The organism is Mucilaginibacter angelicae, from assembly GCF_042434235.1.
Lineage (GTDB): Bacteria > Bacteroidota > Bacteroidia > Sphingobacteriales > Sphingobacteriaceae > Mucilaginibacter > Mucilaginibacter angelicae.
Window position 1 is genome coordinate 1 of the sequence record NZ_JBHLTS010000023.1, and the last position, 17,186, is coordinate 17,186.

The following is a 17,186-nucleotide window of genomic DNA, read 5'->3' on the forward strand; positions in this document are numbered from 1 at the left end:
TATCTAACGCTCAACATGCTCAAGGCTGTTTGGGATTGCTGTGCTCTCACTCTTTTCACTCATAAAATCATTACAATAATATTAAATGTAAACATAGGAGGGATTGCAGTGAAAAGCCCACAGCGCGGGTTGGGGTTGCGGGTAGGAAAGGCGAGGACTTGTAACGGAAAGCCCGGGCCGCAGGCAACGCCCACATTTATAAAATTGATAAAAAAATATATTTAATAATCAACAATTTACAGTTACGTCATTATAAGGTACGAAGAAAACCGACCCAAGGGAACTCATTAATGCCTATAAAATCAAATTATAATTATTAATAATCCCCGACTTGCAGAGCCGCCTGATATAGTTCGCGATTGCTTCGTACCTCGCAATGACGGGTGAAGTAAGAGGTTCTATCTATAAGTACACAAATATGAACTCTGCACTTCTGTTTTTACCTTAAACGATGTATTGGCTTCAACCTCAAATGTTTGACCGCCTGTGAAAGTTTGCCATTTGTCCTGGCCGGGCAGCAGAGCTTCCAAACTGCCTTCAATTACGGTCATGGTTTCGTGACTTGATGTGCCAAATTCGTATTCGCCGGGTTCAATAACACCAATGGTTGAGCGCCCCTGCGGGGTCGTATATGCCAGTGATTTAACGGCACCTTCAAAATATTCGTTTACGTTGATCATGTTTAAAAATTTCGGTCTAATATGGTTAAATAAAATGATTTGTGTTATAATTGGGGCTTAACTATTAAAAGGCGCCGCACCGGCGAATGTTAAAATATGTGAAAAAAGTAATTTCGGTTGTGATTATTACTTCTTAAACATCGTTATTTGCATAAAATTTATATATGAGGAAAATCCAACTATTAATGCTGTTCGTTTTATCAGCTATAATATTCCAGGGCTGTAAAAAGGACGTTGTTACTTCTGCTTCCACTACTTCCGACCAAATACTTGCTGCTACTATAAATGGTACATCATGGATCCCAGATGATGTTACTGCTTCGATAACTTATGATGCTACCGCTAAAACAAAATCATTTGACGTAGTAGGTACGGCAGATCAGAAACGTGTACGGTGGTCAATAACATTGAGTGATGCTACAACAACTACTACTAATACATTTCCATTATCTACTTATAGGGTTGATGCAACAGACAGGGTGAAAATGACATATTATACATCGGCAGATGGTACAAACTACAACCAGGTAGGTGTTGTTGAACCGGGATCGGGTTCAATTATCGTAACATCTATTGATCCAACTAAAAACTTAATAACCGGCACGTATTCAATGACCGCTAAAAAAGTTAATTATAATCCTGATGGCAGTATTGCATCAATAGAAACCTCGCAAATTTTAAGCGGAACGTTTACTAATTTGCCATACACATTTGGTGCTTCAACAAAATAAATAACAGCTCAAATCATAAAAAGAAATCCCCGTGGTGCATTGTACCACGGGGATTTCTTTTTATGTAAACTTATTAGTGGGTAGGCGCAGGGTTTGTTGGTGTTGTCGGGCTCGACGGATTAGGTGTCGGGCTTGGTGTTGGTGCCGGCGCAGGCATATTAGGTGTGCTTGGCTGCGGTACCGGGTTAGGGGTATTAGGTGTTGGTGAAGGGTTTGGCGTTGGCGCCGGTGTAGGCGCAGGTGTTGGCGTTGGTACAGGCATCGGCACACGGTTCGGTTCTGTAGGGGTTGGCGCAGGTGCCGGATTTGGCGCCGGATCTGTTGGTTTTGGCGTAGGTGCCGGTGTTTTTGGTTTCTTTTTATTTTTACCCGGCACGGTATCTGTAGCCATGGTATACTTTGTTACTGAGGTGCCGGTATTTTGAGGCCCGTGGCCGTTGGCTAATGCAAATGAGCCGGCTAATGACAGGGCAATAGCTGCAGCTGCAATTCTTAAATTTTTCATAGTTTTTCCTTTTATTTATTAAAAGTTAACTAATAGTATAACTCTATAAAAAGGTAATGGTTTTAAAAATTTGAAATGAACCATAATGCAGAGCGGTATTTTATTCAGTTGTGTTCATTTTAGGATGTGACCGTTGAACTGCAGTTTGTATCGTATTTAAAGTAGTAATTTAGTCCTGCTAACCATTGTTAACACAGCAATAAAAGTAATGACCAGCTTTTGTTCGGCAGCCTGAATGAGATTAATTACCTTTAAATACAGTAAATCCCTGTGGGTTTTTGGCATTATTACGCCTTCATTTTTGACGGTTATCTGCGTAGTCAGGGTTAATAAAAACAATTGGCCCGAACTGCTGCCTGTTATCACCGCGCTCCTTTTTGTAATTGTTAGTTTCTGTAAGCGATGCTTTACGTATGACCTGCGTGATAAAATAGCGCTGCAGCTTGATGATGAAAAGTTAGTTTCCTATATTGACAATAAAGTAATATACTGGTCGGAGGTGAGATCTGTCGGATATAAAAAAGTACGGGGCGGGATCCGCATTATGATCAGGGTTAACCGGCATAATATATTTGAGGAAACTGTAATTATATCAACTGCACATATTGAAGGTGATGACCAGGTAATATACAATGCCATAGCCGGGTTTGTAAATAGCTGATGCCTTGCCGGGTTACCTGTTAAGCAGCTATATTTGTAACCGCACCTGCTAATATTACCTATGACCGAACTTGAAAAAATGATATCCGGCGAGCTTTATAATGCCGGGGATGCCGAACTTGTTGCTGCCCGTTCAAAAGCCCGGCAATTGTTTACACAATACAATGCTGCCGGTTACGATGACAAGGAAACCAAAACCGCCCTGTTAAAACAGCTGCTCAGAAACTTTAAAGGCAATATTGACATTCAATCGCCTTTTTACTGTGATTATGGCTTTAATATAACAGCCGGCGATAACCTGTTTCTGAATTTTAACTGTATTATATTGGATTGCGCCCGCGTTACCTTCGGCGATAATGTTTTCCTGGCGCCCAACGTACAACTGTATACTGCCTATCACCCGGTAATAGCTGCCGAACGGATTAAAGGCCCCGAATATGCGGCGCCTATTACCATTGGCAATAACGTATGGCTGGGTGGCGGTGTAATTGTTTGCCCGGGAGTTACCATTGGCGACAATACCACAATAGGAGCAGGAAGTGTGGTAACCAAAGATATCCCTGCCAATGTAGTGGCCGCTGGAAACCCCTGCCGGGTGATCAGAGAATTATGATTTTTATTCAATTTCGGATTTCGGAATTTCGATTTCGGATTTGGAGTATTCATATGTAACCCAGGCTTTAGAGATGCACGCGAAAGGCGCTAAGAAAACAAACTTCTTTGAGGCTTAGCATATTAACGTGAAATTTTTATCATTGATCAGTTTAAAGCATATGCCTGGTCCATGCCCTGGATCTGTACTTTGTATTGCGCGGGCAGGAGGGCATCCCTTAAAAACTTACCTGGCTTAAGGTTTTTTATGGCCTTGTACACCTTTAATACAGGCCAAAGCCATGCTGTTTTACCCAGCGGCAGTTGTTGGCTAATTTGTGCAGGTACGGTTAATAACTGCGCCTGTTTCAGGATTTGGTAACGGGCAAAACCGAGGTGTTTTTTGTACTGCTGATATAAATCGATAGTAAAAGCACTGTTTACCAGGTTCGTTTCGAGATGTTCTTTGCGCATTTTCAGGTAGTGGGGATAGTCTGCCGGTAAGTCTGTTAGCCGCATCCTGATACCAACCCGGTTAAATACATTAAACACTTCGGCTTTTTCGGCAACGCTAAGGGGCTTTTCCAGTAACTCGTATGAGCGGATGGACAGATCGATAAGCAGGAACAGCACATCACGATAAGCCCAGTCTGGTATTTGGGAACCGCGTGAGGTTTCAACGCCTTTATGGATAGCATTTATTTTATCAATAGCCTTTAAAGCTGCATCATGCTCCGAAAAGATGATCTGCCGGGAGTAAGCCACGGTGCTGAACAGGCGGGCTAATGGATCTGCCGGGAGTTTACCTGTAAAATAAAGCCAGTCGACAGCCTTATTTAAAGCAAACTCAGCTGCAGCCCCGGCAAATATGAACAGGATGGTATCAGCCTTGCCCCAAATCCTGCGCACTATCGAATGTTCATCTACAAAAAAGTCCATATTATATAATTTTAGTTTTTGGTAAGTTGTTATTTGGCTGCCTGTGAAATAGCTCTAAAATCCCTACTATAGCTATGCCTATGGTGTAACAAAGCATATCGCCCCATGAAAATGAATGGCCAAGCAGTATGGCTGCAGCTTTAGAGCTTTGTAAGCCGAGGTGCTTGAGTAAATTAAAGTATTGAGATACTTCAACTATGTATGAAAAGATCAGCGTACAGATGGCTGTTTTAAGCCAGGGGGTATCAAAGAAGCTTTTTACAAAGCAGTAAATAAGGATAACCACTAAAAGATCGCCACCGAAAGGGCGGATAAGCCGGTCGTGCAGGGATACGCCAATGAATACTTCGGTTGCGAATAGGATTAGCGTTAAAGTAAGGTAAGTTTTATTTAATTTCATTTTTTATTAAAAGTACTTTGCAATTCAAAGTTAATAGAATATTTTAAGACTTACAATAGGGGCAGGGGTTTTATTGGGAGGAATTATATTCTATGTTAAACAGGTTATAATTAATTACTAATTTTTATGGCTTTTTAAATTGTTTAAAACTTTATTGCTAATTTTTATGGTTTTAAAATGGCTGTTACTATACTTGCATGTTAATTAAAATACACATTTTAGGGCAGACGTATGGTAAATGCAGTTTTTGAGTTTGAGTTTAATAATCAGGTTGTTGAGTTTGATATAAGTGATAAAGATTTAATGATAAATGCCACAGAGATGGGGAAGATCTTTGGGAAAAATCCGGTCGAGTTTTTAAAGCTGAAACAAACCAAAGATTTTATTGAAGAGCTTAAAAGTTTGCCCTTGCCTTTTAATGAATCGAATTTTGAAGGTAATACAGATGGCCTGAACGATTTAGAGTCGATGATTTTTGTAAATAAAACCGACGGCCTTTGGATGTGCGAAATTCTGGCGCTAAAATTTGCAGGCTGGCTTAACCCTAAATTTGAAGTTTGGGTTTATAGCACCATACGGGAGTTTTTACCCAATTTAAGGGACAACAATGAAGCTTACAAGCAGATTGTTAAGTTTGAAGATCAACTGGATAAGTTGGTGAAAAAATTGCAGGGCAATGCCGATTTTCAGTCTTATATGTTACTACAGGAAAAATTGAAAAAACTCCCTTACCGGATAAAAAGAAACAACCAGGCTACGTTAAGGCAATACAGGCAGCTTAAAGCAATATAATTTCCCCCATAGAGAGGGCGGTTTTAATTGTCTCTGCTTTGAGGGATATCGCTTTTAAAACACGAGGCACCTAACGGAGCCAGTATATTGGGACTAAAATATCTATAAACACGATACTCCTACGGAGTTAAAAAAAATTGACAATACACTCCGTAGGAGTATGGTGTTTATAGGAAACAAAGTGGAAATTTTAAGGCTCCGTTAGGTGCCCCGTGTTTGCTATTGATTTTAAAAGCGATTTCCCCGCCTCAGGTTTTTCTCCCTATTCAATATTTGATATTCGGTTTGCCAACTCAATGTCATTAAATCGCTGTTGATTTAGTATTAAATAATTGTTATTCTATTTTTTTTACTTTCGTTTTTTATTAGTTCCCGGTGCAAACCAGGTTTGATCTTTTCCTGCTGATCCGACCCTGGGGGAAACTAAAAGCAACGTGTTTTTCATGGAAAGTAAATTAAGGTTGGCCGAGTATAAAGTGCTTTTATACAGGCTGTTTTTGGGGTATCTGTTTTATTTTATTGCAAGGGTATTATTCTTTGCATTTAACACACACCTATTTGCGGTTGATAGCTTTTGGGCCCTGCTTAAATTATGCTATTTCGGTATGGCCTTTGATACTACTGCCCTGCTTTATATCAATAGCCTGTTTATTTTGCTCAGTGTTTTACCGCTGACTATAAATACCCATCCTAAGTTTCAAAAAGGGATGGCCATCCTGTACTTCATTACCAATATACTCGCCTACGCCACCAACTTTGTTGATATTATTTACTACCGCTTTAGCCAGGTGCGTTCAACCAAGGCAACCCTTGATGTATTGGCCGATGAGAACAACAAAAAACTGTTGTTTACCCATTTTTCTGAAGCTTATTGGTATGTGATCATCATATTTATACTATGCTCTATTTGCTGGATCTGGCTGTATAAACGGGTAAAGTTGAAGCCTGCCGGGGTAACAGATAAGAAAGTATATTTTCTGTCATCTATAGTATCATTCCTGCTGATCCTTACACTGGTTATCGGCGGCATCCGTGGAGATTTTGCGCACAGCACCCGGCCAATCAATATGGTTGATGCCTATAAACACATCACCGTTCCTAACCAGGGCGATATTGTGCTGAATACGCCCTTCGCTATTTTCCGGACACTGGGCACCAATAATTACAAGCTTCAGCACTGGGTTGATGAAGCTTACATCAATTCCAATATCAAACCCATAAAACAATATAATACCAAACCGGCGGTGAAGCCCAATGTGGTGATCATTATACTGGAGAGTATGGCCCGCGAATATTGGGGCAGCATGAACCGCGATGTTAGTATCCCGGGATTTAAATCATACACGCCGTTTTTGGATTCATTATCTAACAGCAGCCTGATTTTTACCAACGCTTATGCAACGGGCCGGCAATCCATTCACGCGGTATCATCGGTAATAGCGGGGATCCCTTCGTTTCAGAATGCTTTTACTTCATCCCCTTATGCCAAGCAGAAAATCCAGTCGGTAGTATCCATTTGTGATAGTATGGGGTACCAAACCTCCTTCTTTCACGGTGCAGCCAACGGTTCCATGGGTTTCCAGGGTTTTGGTAGTATTTTGGGATATCAGCACTATTACGGCCGTACAGAATATAATGATGATAAAGATTTTGACGGCATCTGGGGCATTTGGGACGAGCATTTTTTTCCGTTCATGGGGCGCACACTGAGCTCACAGAAACAACCTTTTATGGCTACGCTGTTTACGCTCTCATCACATGATCCTTATCAATTGCCCGGAAAATATAAAACAAGGTTTAAAGGTGGTCCGCTGGCTATTGATAAATGTGTTCAGTATACTGATAATTCCCTGCGGATCTTTTTCAATTATGCCAAAACTCAGGCATGGTTCAGCAATACCATTTTTGTGATCACAGCCGATCATACCAGTCAAACCTATTATCCCGAATACAGCAAACAGGTTAACCGTTTTGCCGTGCCTATCCTGTTTTATAGTGCCAACAGTGCTTATAATTTAAAAGGCGTTCGTACCGATCTGGCATCGCAAATGGATATTTACCCAACAGTGGTCGATCTGATAGGTTATAACAAACCCTTCAGGTCATGGGGCCGAAGTTTGGTAAGCAACCTGCCCGATGAGCAGCCCAAAGTGATCAACTCAACCGGGAATATTTACCAGTTTATGCAGGGAAATTATACTTACCTGTTTGATGGGAAAAACTTCACCGGAATTTTTGCTGTCACCGATAAAGGGTTAGAGAAAAACCTGATGACCGCACAACTCAACTCCGAAATGCAAAAAGGCATGCAGGATTGCAAGGCGCAGATCCAGGATTATACGGATAGGATTGTGAACGGGAAGCTGGTGGCGAAGTAAAGGGTAGTCATTTCCTCCTTTAACGCTGACTTGCCGGTTCTATTCTAAAAGAGCGACTTTTTAAAAGAGGTTGACCGTAAGTAAAAAGTGCGAATGCCGTTTATGGAACCCTCACATCTACAATTTCAGAATGCTCACTTTCATTTTTCAGGCGATCAATGCTTGTGATGACATAGCGGTAGGTGTTACCTTTTATTGCGGTTTTATCTTCATAAGTGCATTGCTGGCTATACTGTATGTGTATGATGTATTTAGGATTATCGGTATTTATAAATGCGTTTTCATCAAACCGGTATATCACGTATCCGTAAACAGGCTCATTGTCTTTAGCAATTATAGGCTCTTGCCAGGTTAAAAGTATTTTGCCGCTATCAACTTTTGCTATAGGTTGCCTGGGGGCGTTAGGCGCAATAGAGTCGCGCCATAGCATAACTGGCGGTAGAGCGGGATAGTGGTAAAAGTTGTTCTTTAACGAGTCTGTAAAGCCGAGTGGGTTACTGATAAGGGAGTTTGAACTAAAATAAACACTGCCTTGCACGCGGGCATTTTTGCGGAGATAACTGATTTGTTGAGGTAATTGCGAGGGGATCTTAAATCCTGGCAGTTTATTTTCAATGATGCGATAGGGGGCCTGACCGATATATAAATGCCTGCCGTAAGTGTGTTCGCTCCACCAGTTAACCATAACATTAAAAGGCACCAGGCGGTCATTTAAAGGACGGTAAAGCTGCGGATTAATATAGTCTACCCAGCCTTCTTTAACCCAGTTTTTTGAATCGGCATAAAGCTCATAATATGAATCACCTCCATGTGTATCTGAACCTTCAGGGTTCTGGTACTTATTGGCCCATACCCCTGACGGGCTCATCCCGAATTTGATACGCGGATTGTGCTGGTGAATGCTATCAGCAAGCATTTTTACAAGCAGGTTTACGTTGTTGCGCCGCCAGTCATTAATATCGGTAAAGCCTGCTCCGTATTTTGCAAAGGTTTGCTGATCATGGATTTGCTGACCTGCTATATGGTAAGGATAAAAATAGTCGTCTAAATGAATACCGTCTACATCGTAATTGTCAACTACATCCAAAATTACTTTCACAATATATTCCCTTACTTCTGGAATGCCCGGATCAAATAATTTCTGTCCTCCGTAAATAAAAAACCATTCGGGACGAATATTGGTGATATGGTGGGGGCTTAAACTTGAAAAGTTACTGTCTTTGGTAGCGCGGTATGGGTTAAACCAGGCGTGTAGTTCCATGCCTCTTTCGTGCGCTGCATTTATAGCAAAACTTAAGGGATCATACAGTGGAGCTGGTGCTTGTCCTTGTTTGCCGGTAAGATATTTTGACCAGGGTTCGCGGCTTTTAGCGTAAAATGCATCGGCAGTTGGCCTTACCTGTAATATAATTGCGTTGATACCTGTAGCCTGGTGTGCGTTGAGTATGGCCAACAGTTCTGCTTGTTGCTGTTCAGTAGTTTCGGCCGGTTTATGCGGCCAGTCTATATTCTCAACTGTAGCAATCCACACGCCGCGAAACTCTCTCTTAGGCGCCACCGTTTGAGCCTTAACTGAGCCGGTCACCAACAAATAAATTAATATAAAATACCTGTAATTCATTTTGTTTTTAGTTTGCGCCGGCTCTGCCTGCTTCTGTCTGGATGCTGTTATGATGTTGCCTGCTTAATGTCGATTTGCCCAGTTTATAGGTGAATGTTATGCCTATCAGTTGGTTATCACTATGGTTTACCGACGTAAGATAAGCGTTTGGATATTCAATTTGCCGCCTTAATTTACGGGTGTCAAATATGTCGCGCGCGGTTAATGTAATTGTCGCTTTATTTTTAAAAAATGCTTTTTGAACCGAACTATTCAAGTACCACATAGGCAGGTATATACCCTGGCCGTAAGTAAGGTTATTGCGGTATGAACCATTTATCTCCAGGCTCCAGCCTTTTTTTAATTTAAGCTGGTTGTTACCGCTAATGGTTACCGTCGTAACCGAATTGTTTAAATAGGATACATCTAAAATTTCGCCGGTATAGTGATTGCGGTTTACATCGCTGTATAAATTGACATTCCACCATGGAGTAACCGGCAATGACAGGTTTAGATATAATCCGTACGATAGAGCTTTATTAATATTTACAGGAATAAAGGCCAGCGCATAACCTGTAAGCTGGTAGTATTGGGCAATAGTATTATGTGTTTGGCTATAAGCAAACCCAACGGTTATTTTATCACCATGGTTAAGGGAAATATCAAGGTTGTTGGAATAAGCCGGCGCAAGTTTTGGGTTACCTTTATTGGATGAATATTTATCGAACGTAAATACAAAAGAGTTCAATTCGCTATAACCAGGCCTTGATATGCGCCTGCCAAGTGATAATACCAGGGTATTTGCTGCAACTGTATCCAGCTTGTAGCTTAGGTAAGCTGTAGGGAATAAATTGTTGTAGCTGTACACAGCATCAGCATTAGTTGGTAAAGCAGCGCCCTGGTGGTTTGTTCGGGCGTAGGTGTTTTCATATCGCAGCCCAATTTGCAGCTCAAACAAGGTTTTAGTTTGTTGAAAGTTGATATAAGCAGCGTTTATATTTTCACTGTAACCGAAACGGCCATTGAGAGAATCGTTTGGAAATGTTTTACCGGCTGTGGTATACTGATAATTACCGGTGCTGTTCCTGGCAGAGTAAGTGGCTTGCAACCCTGCCGATATTTTTATATGGGTAGATAATTGACCATCAAAATCGGCCTTTGCACCAAAAACTTTTGTATCAAACGGATTAAAGGTATTGAGGATGTAGCTGCCGGTTAAGGTTTGATCGGGCAACCGGGTACTGCTGTTAATAACTTGTAATGGGTTGGTTGAATAGTGTAAGTAATCGGTATTGATGTTAAGTTCCTGCGTTGTGCCCGGAAACCGGTGGCGGAAATTTAAATTGAATGTATTATTCCTGGTAGTATAATGAAGCCGGCTCGTAGTGCTGATGGTAGAATCGGCCAGGTTAGTACTTTTAAATGCTGTTGAATAAAGACCGTTTTCAATATAAGGGCTTATCATTCCCTGGGCTATAGCACCAATACTATTATACGGATCAATGTCATAATCAAAGCCTAACTGGTAGTTATAGCTTTTGGTATTGCTTGTTTCTGTATTAAATTGTTCAAGTACCAATCCGCTTGAATCCTGTTGATAGTGAAATTGCCTGTTGCGCTTTACATCATAAAAATTGTTAATGGATGAGTAAGCCATGTTCCCGAAAACGTTGATCTTATCTGCCTTGTAATTGAAATTAATGCCCGAGTTATTTCTTGAATAAACACCCTGCAGGTAGCTCGTATTCAGGTTAATGTTAAATCCTTTGGTTTTGCCTTTTTTTGTTTTAATGTTGATAATGCCTGCCGTGCCTTCCGCGTTATACTTGGCAGGAGGGTTGGTCATGATCTCTATTTTATCAAGCGTGCCCGATGGCAGGTTTTTTAAATAATTTAAAAGGTCTTTCCCCGTCAGATAGCTTGGTTTATCGTCAATATAAATAACTACACTTTCTTTGCCACGCAGGCTGATACCATCATCTGTTACAAGTACCGCGGGGGCATTGTTTAATACATCAATAGCATTTGTCCCGCTGTTACCTATAAGTGCCCCTACATTTACTATCAGCCTGTCGGCCTTATGCTCGATATAGCTCTTCTGTGCGGATATGATATGCACTTCCTTTAGCTGTCCTGCAAAGGGCTTTAAGTTAATGTCGGGTAGTTTGAAATTTTTTATGGCCGGGTCAATATCCAGTTGCTGCAGGATATAAGGGGCATAGCCCAAATGGGTTACGGTGAGTACATAGACTGCTTTGGTAACTACAACCAATTCAAAATTTCCTAAGCTATCACTAATAGCACTGCGGCATATTTTGCCCTGACCTTGCTGTTGCAGGTTAATTGTTGCCCGCTCAACAGGGGTATTTTGATCATCATGAACTATGCCCTTAACCACAATGTTTTGGGCACTAACGCTTTTAATGAGGCAAAGGCATAGCCACAAAGCCAGTAAAAACTGCTTCATAATGGTAATTTAAAATTTGGATTAGTGGGGCTGCTTACCTGTAATTATGTTTCGCTGCATTGTAGGCGACTATAGCATCTACAAATTTTTCTGCCAGTTCATAACGGTGTTGTTCATTAAGTATATACTCCAGGTCATGCGGGTTGGTAGCGTAGCCAAATTCAATTAAAACGGCGGGTACTGTATTTTCGCGTAAAACGTAAATCCCGGGTTTGGCAAAAGTGCTGTCATTGGTATTGATGCCGTTAAGCTGTCTGAAACTGTTTTTAAGCTGATCTGCAACCCTGGCCGATAAGCCCGGGTTATGGCCCTGTGGATTATCTTTTACTTCAATGCCGTTTGCATTTTGCTGTGTTGGCCCTACAGGCGCGGCATTAATATGAAGGGAGGCAAAAACATCACCTTTGTATGATATCCTGTCCTTAAATTCCACAGGCCGGTCGTTATTGCGGGTGAGCAGCGTGCGTATGCCGCGTTGTTCGGCAAGTAATTTGATTTGCTGGGCAAGGGCGAGCGTAATATCCTTTTCATAAACCTTACCGCAAATAACCCCTTTATGTGAGGCATCATGACCTGCATCAAGCACCAGTGTAAACTGACCATCTATCCTGGTAGTGGCATATGATTTTTCGAGGCTGAACTGGTAAATCATGAGAGAGATAACAGGAATTGCCCATAAGTACCTGAGTTTAAACTTTGCCGATGAATGAGCTTGAAATAGCATCCTGATCCGGCTTTTTACCCTGTAAGCGCTAAACTGATTGCTTATTGCTGATGCTGGTGTACTGTAAAGTTTGAGTATGAGCTGTGCATATTCATCAGCGTGGTAAGTAGAGGTCAGGTTCCTGTCTACCTCAAACTCATGCACCTGCTGCAATTCTTTAGCTATGAGGTATATAAATGGGTTGAACCAGAAAAACGCTTTTAACAGTTCGGTAAATAATTGATCGGCCGAATGTACAAGACGTGCGTGTTGCAGTTCATGGGCCAAAACCTGTTCTTTTTCACTGATCGTTATCTGTTCATCTTTTAAAAAGACAAAATTAAAGAACGAGGAATTACTTTTAGAAGCGTTGGCGATAAGGTAATAACCGTTGGTTTTTCTTCCGCGACGAGCGGCTTTATAAATAATGACAGCTATGCCAGTTAATATTTTAATGAGCAGAACCACACAAACAATAAAATAGGTATATAGTATTAACTGCTCTATATTAACGTGCGCCGTAGCCGCATGCATGTTTGTATTGTCAAACTCGTTATAGTTCACCACGGCAGGGAGCTTTGCCGCAGCCGGTAACGATGTATGAAAGGGGAGCGGCCGGAGTACTTCAAAGTGTATTGCGGGAATAACAACGCTCATCAAAAGTGATGATAGCAAATACCACCTGTTTAATGTAAAAAAAGTTAACCGCCTGAAAAGTGTGTAATAGAGGCAATAGAAAATCCCCATGCAGGCTGTTGCCTTACTTAAAAAGAAGAATAGTGCCATATTACTTTTGTTTATTGATAAATTCCCTGATGCTTTCTATGTCATCTTCTTTAAGCTTTTCCTCTTTTACCATAAAGGATAATAATGATTCGGCCGAACCATCGAAATAATTGGTGAAAAGCTTGGTGAACGAATGTTTACGATAAGCAGCTTTAGTAATAAGCGGGAAATATTCATGGGTTTTGCCATAAGCCTTATGCCCGATATAGTTTTTGGTTTCCAGCAATCTTACTACCGATGATATAGTGTTGTACGGAGGCTTGGGTTCATCGGGCAGGTTTTCAATGATATCTTTAACAAATGCCGATTTCAGGTCCCACAAAATCTGCATGATACGCTCCTCGGTTTTGGTCAATTCTTCCATAATCAAATATGTAACTTATTTTTCAGTTATACAACTGGTTTTTCAGTTTTAATGAAAAAGGGTTTGCCATTCATTAAAACGAAGGAATATATTTCAATCACATATCCACATCACCCCGAATTTTCAACAATGCCATAAAACACCTGTCAATGCATTAACTTTACCCGATTAACAGAAGGAGTAACCGCTTGGCTAAAGATACTACCAAAGAAACCCCCTTAATGCAGCAATATAATGCTATCAAAGTAAAGTACCCCGGTGCTTTGCTGCTGTTTAGGGTGGGCGATTTTTATGAAACATTTGGCGAAGACGCCGTTAAGGCTGCCGGTATTTTAGGCATCGTACTTACCCGCCGGGCAAACGGCGCCGCTACACACATTGAGCTTGCCGGTTTTCCACACCATTCACTGGATACTTACCTGCCTAAACTGGTACGTGCAGGTCAGCGCGTGGCCATATGCGATCAGCTGGAAGATCCTAAAACTACCAAAACCATCGTTAAGCGCGGCGTAACTGAGCTGGTTACCCCCGGTGTGGCCACCAATGATAACATCCTGCATCAGAAGAGTAATAACTACCTTGCATCGCTGCATTTTGAAAAAAACAGCATCGGGATAGCGCTCATTGATATTTCAACCGGCGAGTTCATGACTGCCCAGGGCAACAGCGATTATATTGATAAGCTGCTGCAAACTTTTTCGCCAAGCGAGGTCATCTACCCCAAAAGCCGCACACGGGATTTTAAGGATACTTATGGCGACCGCTTTTACACCTATGCCCTTGATGAATGGCCTTACAGTGGTGATTACGCTACCGAAACACTGCTCAAGCACTTCGGTGTTAAATCGCTTAAAGGTTTTGGTATCGATAAACTGAATTTAGGTATCATTGCTGCAGGTGTCGCCATTCATTATCTCAATGAAACGGAACACCGTAACCTGGGGCATATCTCGGCCATTAGCCGGATTGAGGAAGACAGGTACCTGTGGCTCGACAGGTTCAGCATCCGCAATCTTGAGCTGGTAGGTTCGGCTAATGAAAACGCCCTTACCTTGGTTGATGTGCTTGACCATACCTGTTCGCCCATGGGCGCGCGTTTGCTGCGCCGCTGGATTGTGATGCCGCTAAAGCAGATCAAGGCTATTAACGACCGTCTTGGTGTGGTTGAATACCTGATAGGGAATGAAGAACTGCGGGAAGAACTGCTGCAATATCTCCGCCAGATAGGTGACTTGGAGAGGCTGATCTCAAAGATCGGTTTACAAAAAGCCAACCCGCGCGAGGTGTGCCAGCTGAAAAAAGCGCTGACTGCTATCGCTCAAATTAAACGTATAACTGAATCATCACAAAGTGCCCCGCTGCGGGCCATCGGTGAACAATTAAACCCTTGCGTGCTTATTTGCGAAAAGATAGAGCGCGAACTGAATCCCGAGCCACCGGTAATGCTGGTAAAAGGCTCGGTGATGAATGAGGGGATTAATGATGAGCTTGATCGTTTACGTAAGATCGCTTTCGGCGGTAAAGGTTATCTGCTGGAGATTCAGAAACGCGAAGCGGAGTTAACAGGGATCCCATCGCTTAAAGTATCGTTTAATAACGTGTTCGGTTATTACCTGGAGGTTACGCATAGTCACCGGGATAAGGTACCAACCGAATGGATCCGCAAGCAAACCCTGGTTAATGCCGAGCGTTATATTACCCCCGAGCTTAAAGAATATGAAGAGCAGATTTTAGGCGCCGAAGAAAAGATCCTGGCGCTTGAAACACAATTATATAACGACCTGCTGTATTCGCTTGCCGAGTACATCAAGCCTATCCAGCTTAATGCCCAGCTCATAGCCCGTTTGGATGTGCTGCTCAACTTTGCAACCATCTCCATTAAAAACTACTATGTTAAGCCGGAGATGAACGAAGGCAAAGCGCTTGACATTAAAGGAGGGCGCCACCCGGTTATTGAAAAGAACCTACCGATAGGCGAGGAGTATATTACCAATAGTGTATACCTTGATTCTGAAACCCAGCAGATCATCATCATTACCGGCCCCAACATGGCGGGTAAATCGGCCCTGTTAAGGCAAACCGGTTTAATAGTGCTGATGGCCCAGATGGGGTGTTTTGTGCCGGCTAAAGCGGCTACTATAGGTGTGGTTGATAAGATCTTTACCCGGGTTGGTGCTTCGGATAACCTCTCCTCCGGCGAATCGACCTTTATGGTGGAGATGAACGAAACGGCCAGCATCCTCAATAACTTGTCAGACAGGAGCCTGATCCTGCTTGATGAGATCGGCCGCGGTACCTCAACTTATGATGGTATTTCCATTGCCTGGTCAATTGCCGAGTACCTGCATAACCATCCGGCTGCAAGGGCCAAAACACTGTTTGCTACGCATTATCATGAGCTTAATGAGCTCAGTAACTCGTTTAGCCGCATCAAAAATTTTAATGTATCGGTTAAGGAAGTTGGCCAGCAGATCATCTTTTTACGTAAACTGGTACCGGGTGGCAGCGAGCACAGTTTCGGGATCCATGTGGCTAAGCTGGCAGGTATGCCTTCAAAGGTGCTTAGCCGGGCCAACGAGATACTAAAGAAACTGGAAAACGAACGCACCGGCGGCGAACACATCAAAGAGAGTATCCGCAAGGTGCAGAAACAAGCTGTACAAATGCAGATGTTTTCGATAGATGATCCCGTGCTTGTAAAGATCCGCGATACACTGAATAACCTTGATGTAAACACGCTTACCCCGGTTGAGGCGCTGATGAAACTGGATGAAATTCAACGGGTGGTGAAGAGTTGATTGTTAGATGTGCAGATTTCAGATGTGCAAATTGTTTGAACTCTGATCTCCCGCTTTGAAACTTACGAAGTTTTTAAAACTTCGTAAGTTTGGCTTTTTCAACATCTGCACATCTGAAATTTGCACATCTGCACATCCACCCCATGTTGATATGTTAAAAACATCTGTATCATCACAATAAACTTTAAAGCTAATTTTACTCTATGAGCATATACCTGCGTCGTAGTTTTTATTTGTTTATATTTTTCCTTTCCCCTTTTATATTAAGTTCATGTCATTCGCGCAAGGCCGCTATGCGCGGCCAGCCGGGTGAAGTGGTTAACCCTACGCCTGATATTGCTTCAAAATACTCCGAAATTATGGGTGTAGGCAGGGGGGATATTCAAAACGGACGCCTTTATGCCTTTATTGATCAATGGATGGGAACGCCCTATAAATTCGGCGGCTTAGATAAAGATGGTGTTGATTGCTCTGGCCTTGCCTTTCTGCTTGAACAGCAGGTTTACGGGATCACCATTCCACGGATGACCAGTAAGCAGATCACCGTAATTAAACGCAAATACGAGGAAGACCTGAAAGAAGGAGACTTGGTGTTTTTTGACTTCGACGGAAAGCAGTTCAGTCATGTGGGTGTTTACCTGCAAAATGGCTATGTAGTACACGCCAGCTCACGCCGGGGTGTCATCATCGTAAAGCTGCGTGACCCCTCACTGTACAAATACTTTTCAAGGGCGGGCTCCATTGAAAATGTTACGAGCATGAATTAAATAACACCAATCACCCGGATTTTTA

At 42.2% G+C, this 17,186-nt stretch carries 16 protein-coding genes; 8 read left to right on the forward strand and 8 right to left on the reverse strand.

Annotated elements, in window-relative coordinates; genetic code table 11:
- The coding region (locus tag ACFFGT_RS17120) for a hypothetical protein (RefSeq protein WP_377023752.1) at positions 1-225 on the forward strand (225 nt) is incomplete at its 5' end.
- Between the two features lie 173 nt (positions 226-398).
- Here the strand turns inward: ACFFGT_RS17120 and ppnP are convergent.
- Positions 399-680, reverse strand: coding sequence for a pyrimidine/purine nucleoside phosphorylase (gene ppnP, locus ACFFGT_RS17125; RefSeq protein WP_377023753.1), 282 nt, complete (start codon positions 678-680; stop codon positions 399-401).
- A gap of 164 nt (positions 681-844) precedes the next feature.
- Between ppnP and ACFFGT_RS17130 the strand changes: the two genes are divergently transcribed.
- The gene (locus tag ACFFGT_RS17130) at positions 845-1,411 is read left to right on the forward strand and encodes a hypothetical protein (RefSeq protein WP_377023754.1); all 567 of its coding nucleotides are present in this window, start codon (positions 845-847) and stop codon (positions 1,409-1,411) included.
- A gap of 73 nt (positions 1,412-1,484) precedes the next feature.
- On the opposite strand, the gene ACFFGT_RS17135 is transcribed toward ACFFGT_RS17130, so the two are convergent.
- On the reverse strand, positions 1,485-1,916 hold the full coding sequence (locus tag ACFFGT_RS17135) for a hypothetical protein (protein WP_377023755.1): 432 nt from the start codon (positions 1,914-1,916) through the stop codon (positions 1,485-1,487).
- A 235-nt stretch (positions 1,917-2,151) separates the two neighbouring features.
- Here ACFFGT_RS17135 and ACFFGT_RS17140 point away from each other — a divergent pair, with 235 nt between their 5' ends.
- Both ACFFGT_RS17140 and ACFFGT_RS17145 read left to right on the forward strand, forming a co-directional pair.
- Positions 2,152-2,577: a hypothetical protein gene (locus ACFFGT_RS17140; protein ID WP_377023756.1), complete on the forward strand. Its 426-nt coding sequence runs from the start codon at positions 2,152-2,154 to the stop codon at positions 2,575-2,577.
- A 60-nt stretch (positions 2,578-2,637) separates the two neighbouring features.
- A complete protein-coding gene (locus ACFFGT_RS17145) occupies positions 2,638-3,189 on the forward strand; it encodes a sugar O-acetyltransferase (RefSeq protein ID WP_377023757.1) in 552 nt (183 codons plus the stop codon).
- A 146-nt stretch (positions 3,190-3,335) separates the two neighbouring features.
- On the opposite strand, the gene ACFFGT_RS17150 is transcribed toward ACFFGT_RS17145, so the two are convergent.
- Both ACFFGT_RS17150 and ACFFGT_RS17155 read right to left on the reverse strand, forming a co-directional pair.
- Positions 3,336-4,106, reverse strand: a complete 771-nt coding sequence (locus ACFFGT_RS17150) for an oxygenase MpaB family protein (RefSeq protein WP_377023758.1) — start codon at positions 4,104-4,106, stop codon at positions 3,336-3,338.
- Position 4,107: 1 nt separating this feature from the next.
- Positions 4,108-4,506 (reverse strand): ribosomal maturation YjgA family protein, encoded by a 399-nt coding sequence (locus tag ACFFGT_RS17155; RefSeq protein WP_377023759.1) that lies wholly within the window; start codon positions 4,504-4,506, stop codon positions 4,108-4,110.
- A gap of 231 nt (positions 4,507-4,737) precedes the next feature.
- Here ACFFGT_RS17155 and ACFFGT_RS17160 point away from each other — a divergent pair, with 231 nt between their 5' ends.
- Both ACFFGT_RS17160 and ACFFGT_RS17165 read left to right on the forward strand, forming a co-directional pair.
- Positions 4,738-5,298: a KilA-N domain-containing protein gene (locus ACFFGT_RS17160; protein WP_377023760.1), complete on the forward strand. Its 561-nt coding sequence runs from the start codon at positions 4,738-4,740 to the stop codon at positions 5,296-5,298.
- A 443-nt stretch (positions 5,299-5,741) separates the two neighbouring features.
- Positions 5,742-7,676, forward strand: coding sequence for an LTA synthase family protein (locus ACFFGT_RS17165; RefSeq protein WP_377023761.1), 1,935 nt, complete (start codon positions 5,742-5,744; stop codon positions 7,674-7,676).
- Positions 7,677-7,776: 100 nt separating this feature from the next.
- Here the strand turns inward: ACFFGT_RS17165 and ACFFGT_RS17170 are convergent, their stop codons facing one another.
- Genes ACFFGT_RS17170 through ACFFGT_RS17185 form a run of 4 tightly spaced genes read right to left on the reverse strand, consistent with a single transcriptional unit; the run spans position 7,777 to position 13,596 of the window.
- A complete protein-coding gene (locus tag ACFFGT_RS17170; RefSeq protein ID WP_377023762.1) occupies positions 7,777-9,297 on the reverse strand; it encodes a glycoside hydrolase family 10-like protein in 1,521 nt (506 codons plus the stop codon).
- A gap of 7 nt (positions 9,298-9,304) precedes the next feature.
- Positions 9,305-11,743, reverse strand: a complete 2,439-nt coding sequence (locus ACFFGT_RS17175; RefSeq protein WP_377023763.1) for an outer membrane beta-barrel protein — start codon at positions 11,741-11,743, stop codon at positions 9,305-9,307.
- Between the two features lie 34 nt (positions 11,744-11,777).
- Positions 11,778-13,232 carry an N-acetylmuramoyl-L-alanine amidase gene (locus tag ACFFGT_RS17180; RefSeq protein ID WP_377023764.1) on the reverse strand — a complete coding sequence of 485 codons (1,455 nt, stop codon included), beginning with the start codon at positions 13,230-13,232 and terminating at the stop codon, positions 11,778-11,780.
- A 1-nt stretch (position 13,233) separates the two neighbouring features.
- A complete protein-coding gene (locus ACFFGT_RS17185) occupies positions 13,234-13,596 on the reverse strand; it encodes a BlaI/MecI/CopY family transcriptional regulator (RefSeq protein WP_377023765.1) in 363 nt (120 codons plus the stop codon).
- A gap of 188 nt (positions 13,597-13,784) precedes the next feature.
- Here ACFFGT_RS17185 and mutS point away from each other — a divergent pair, with 188 nt between their 5' ends.
- Together mutS and ACFFGT_RS17195 are read left to right on the forward strand one after the other, a co-directional pair.
- Positions 13,785-16,394: a DNA mismatch repair protein MutS gene (gene mutS, locus ACFFGT_RS17190; RefSeq protein WP_377023766.1), complete on the forward strand. Its 2,610-nt coding sequence runs from the start codon at positions 13,785-13,787 to the stop codon at positions 16,392-16,394.
- 203 nt (positions 16,395-16,597) lie between these two features.
- Complete coding sequence (locus ACFFGT_RS17195; RefSeq protein WP_377023767.1) at positions 16,598-17,161, forward strand: C40 family peptidase; 564 nt, start codon at positions 16,598-16,600, stop codon at positions 17,159-17,161.
- Positions 17,162-17,186 lie beyond the last annotated feature (25 nt).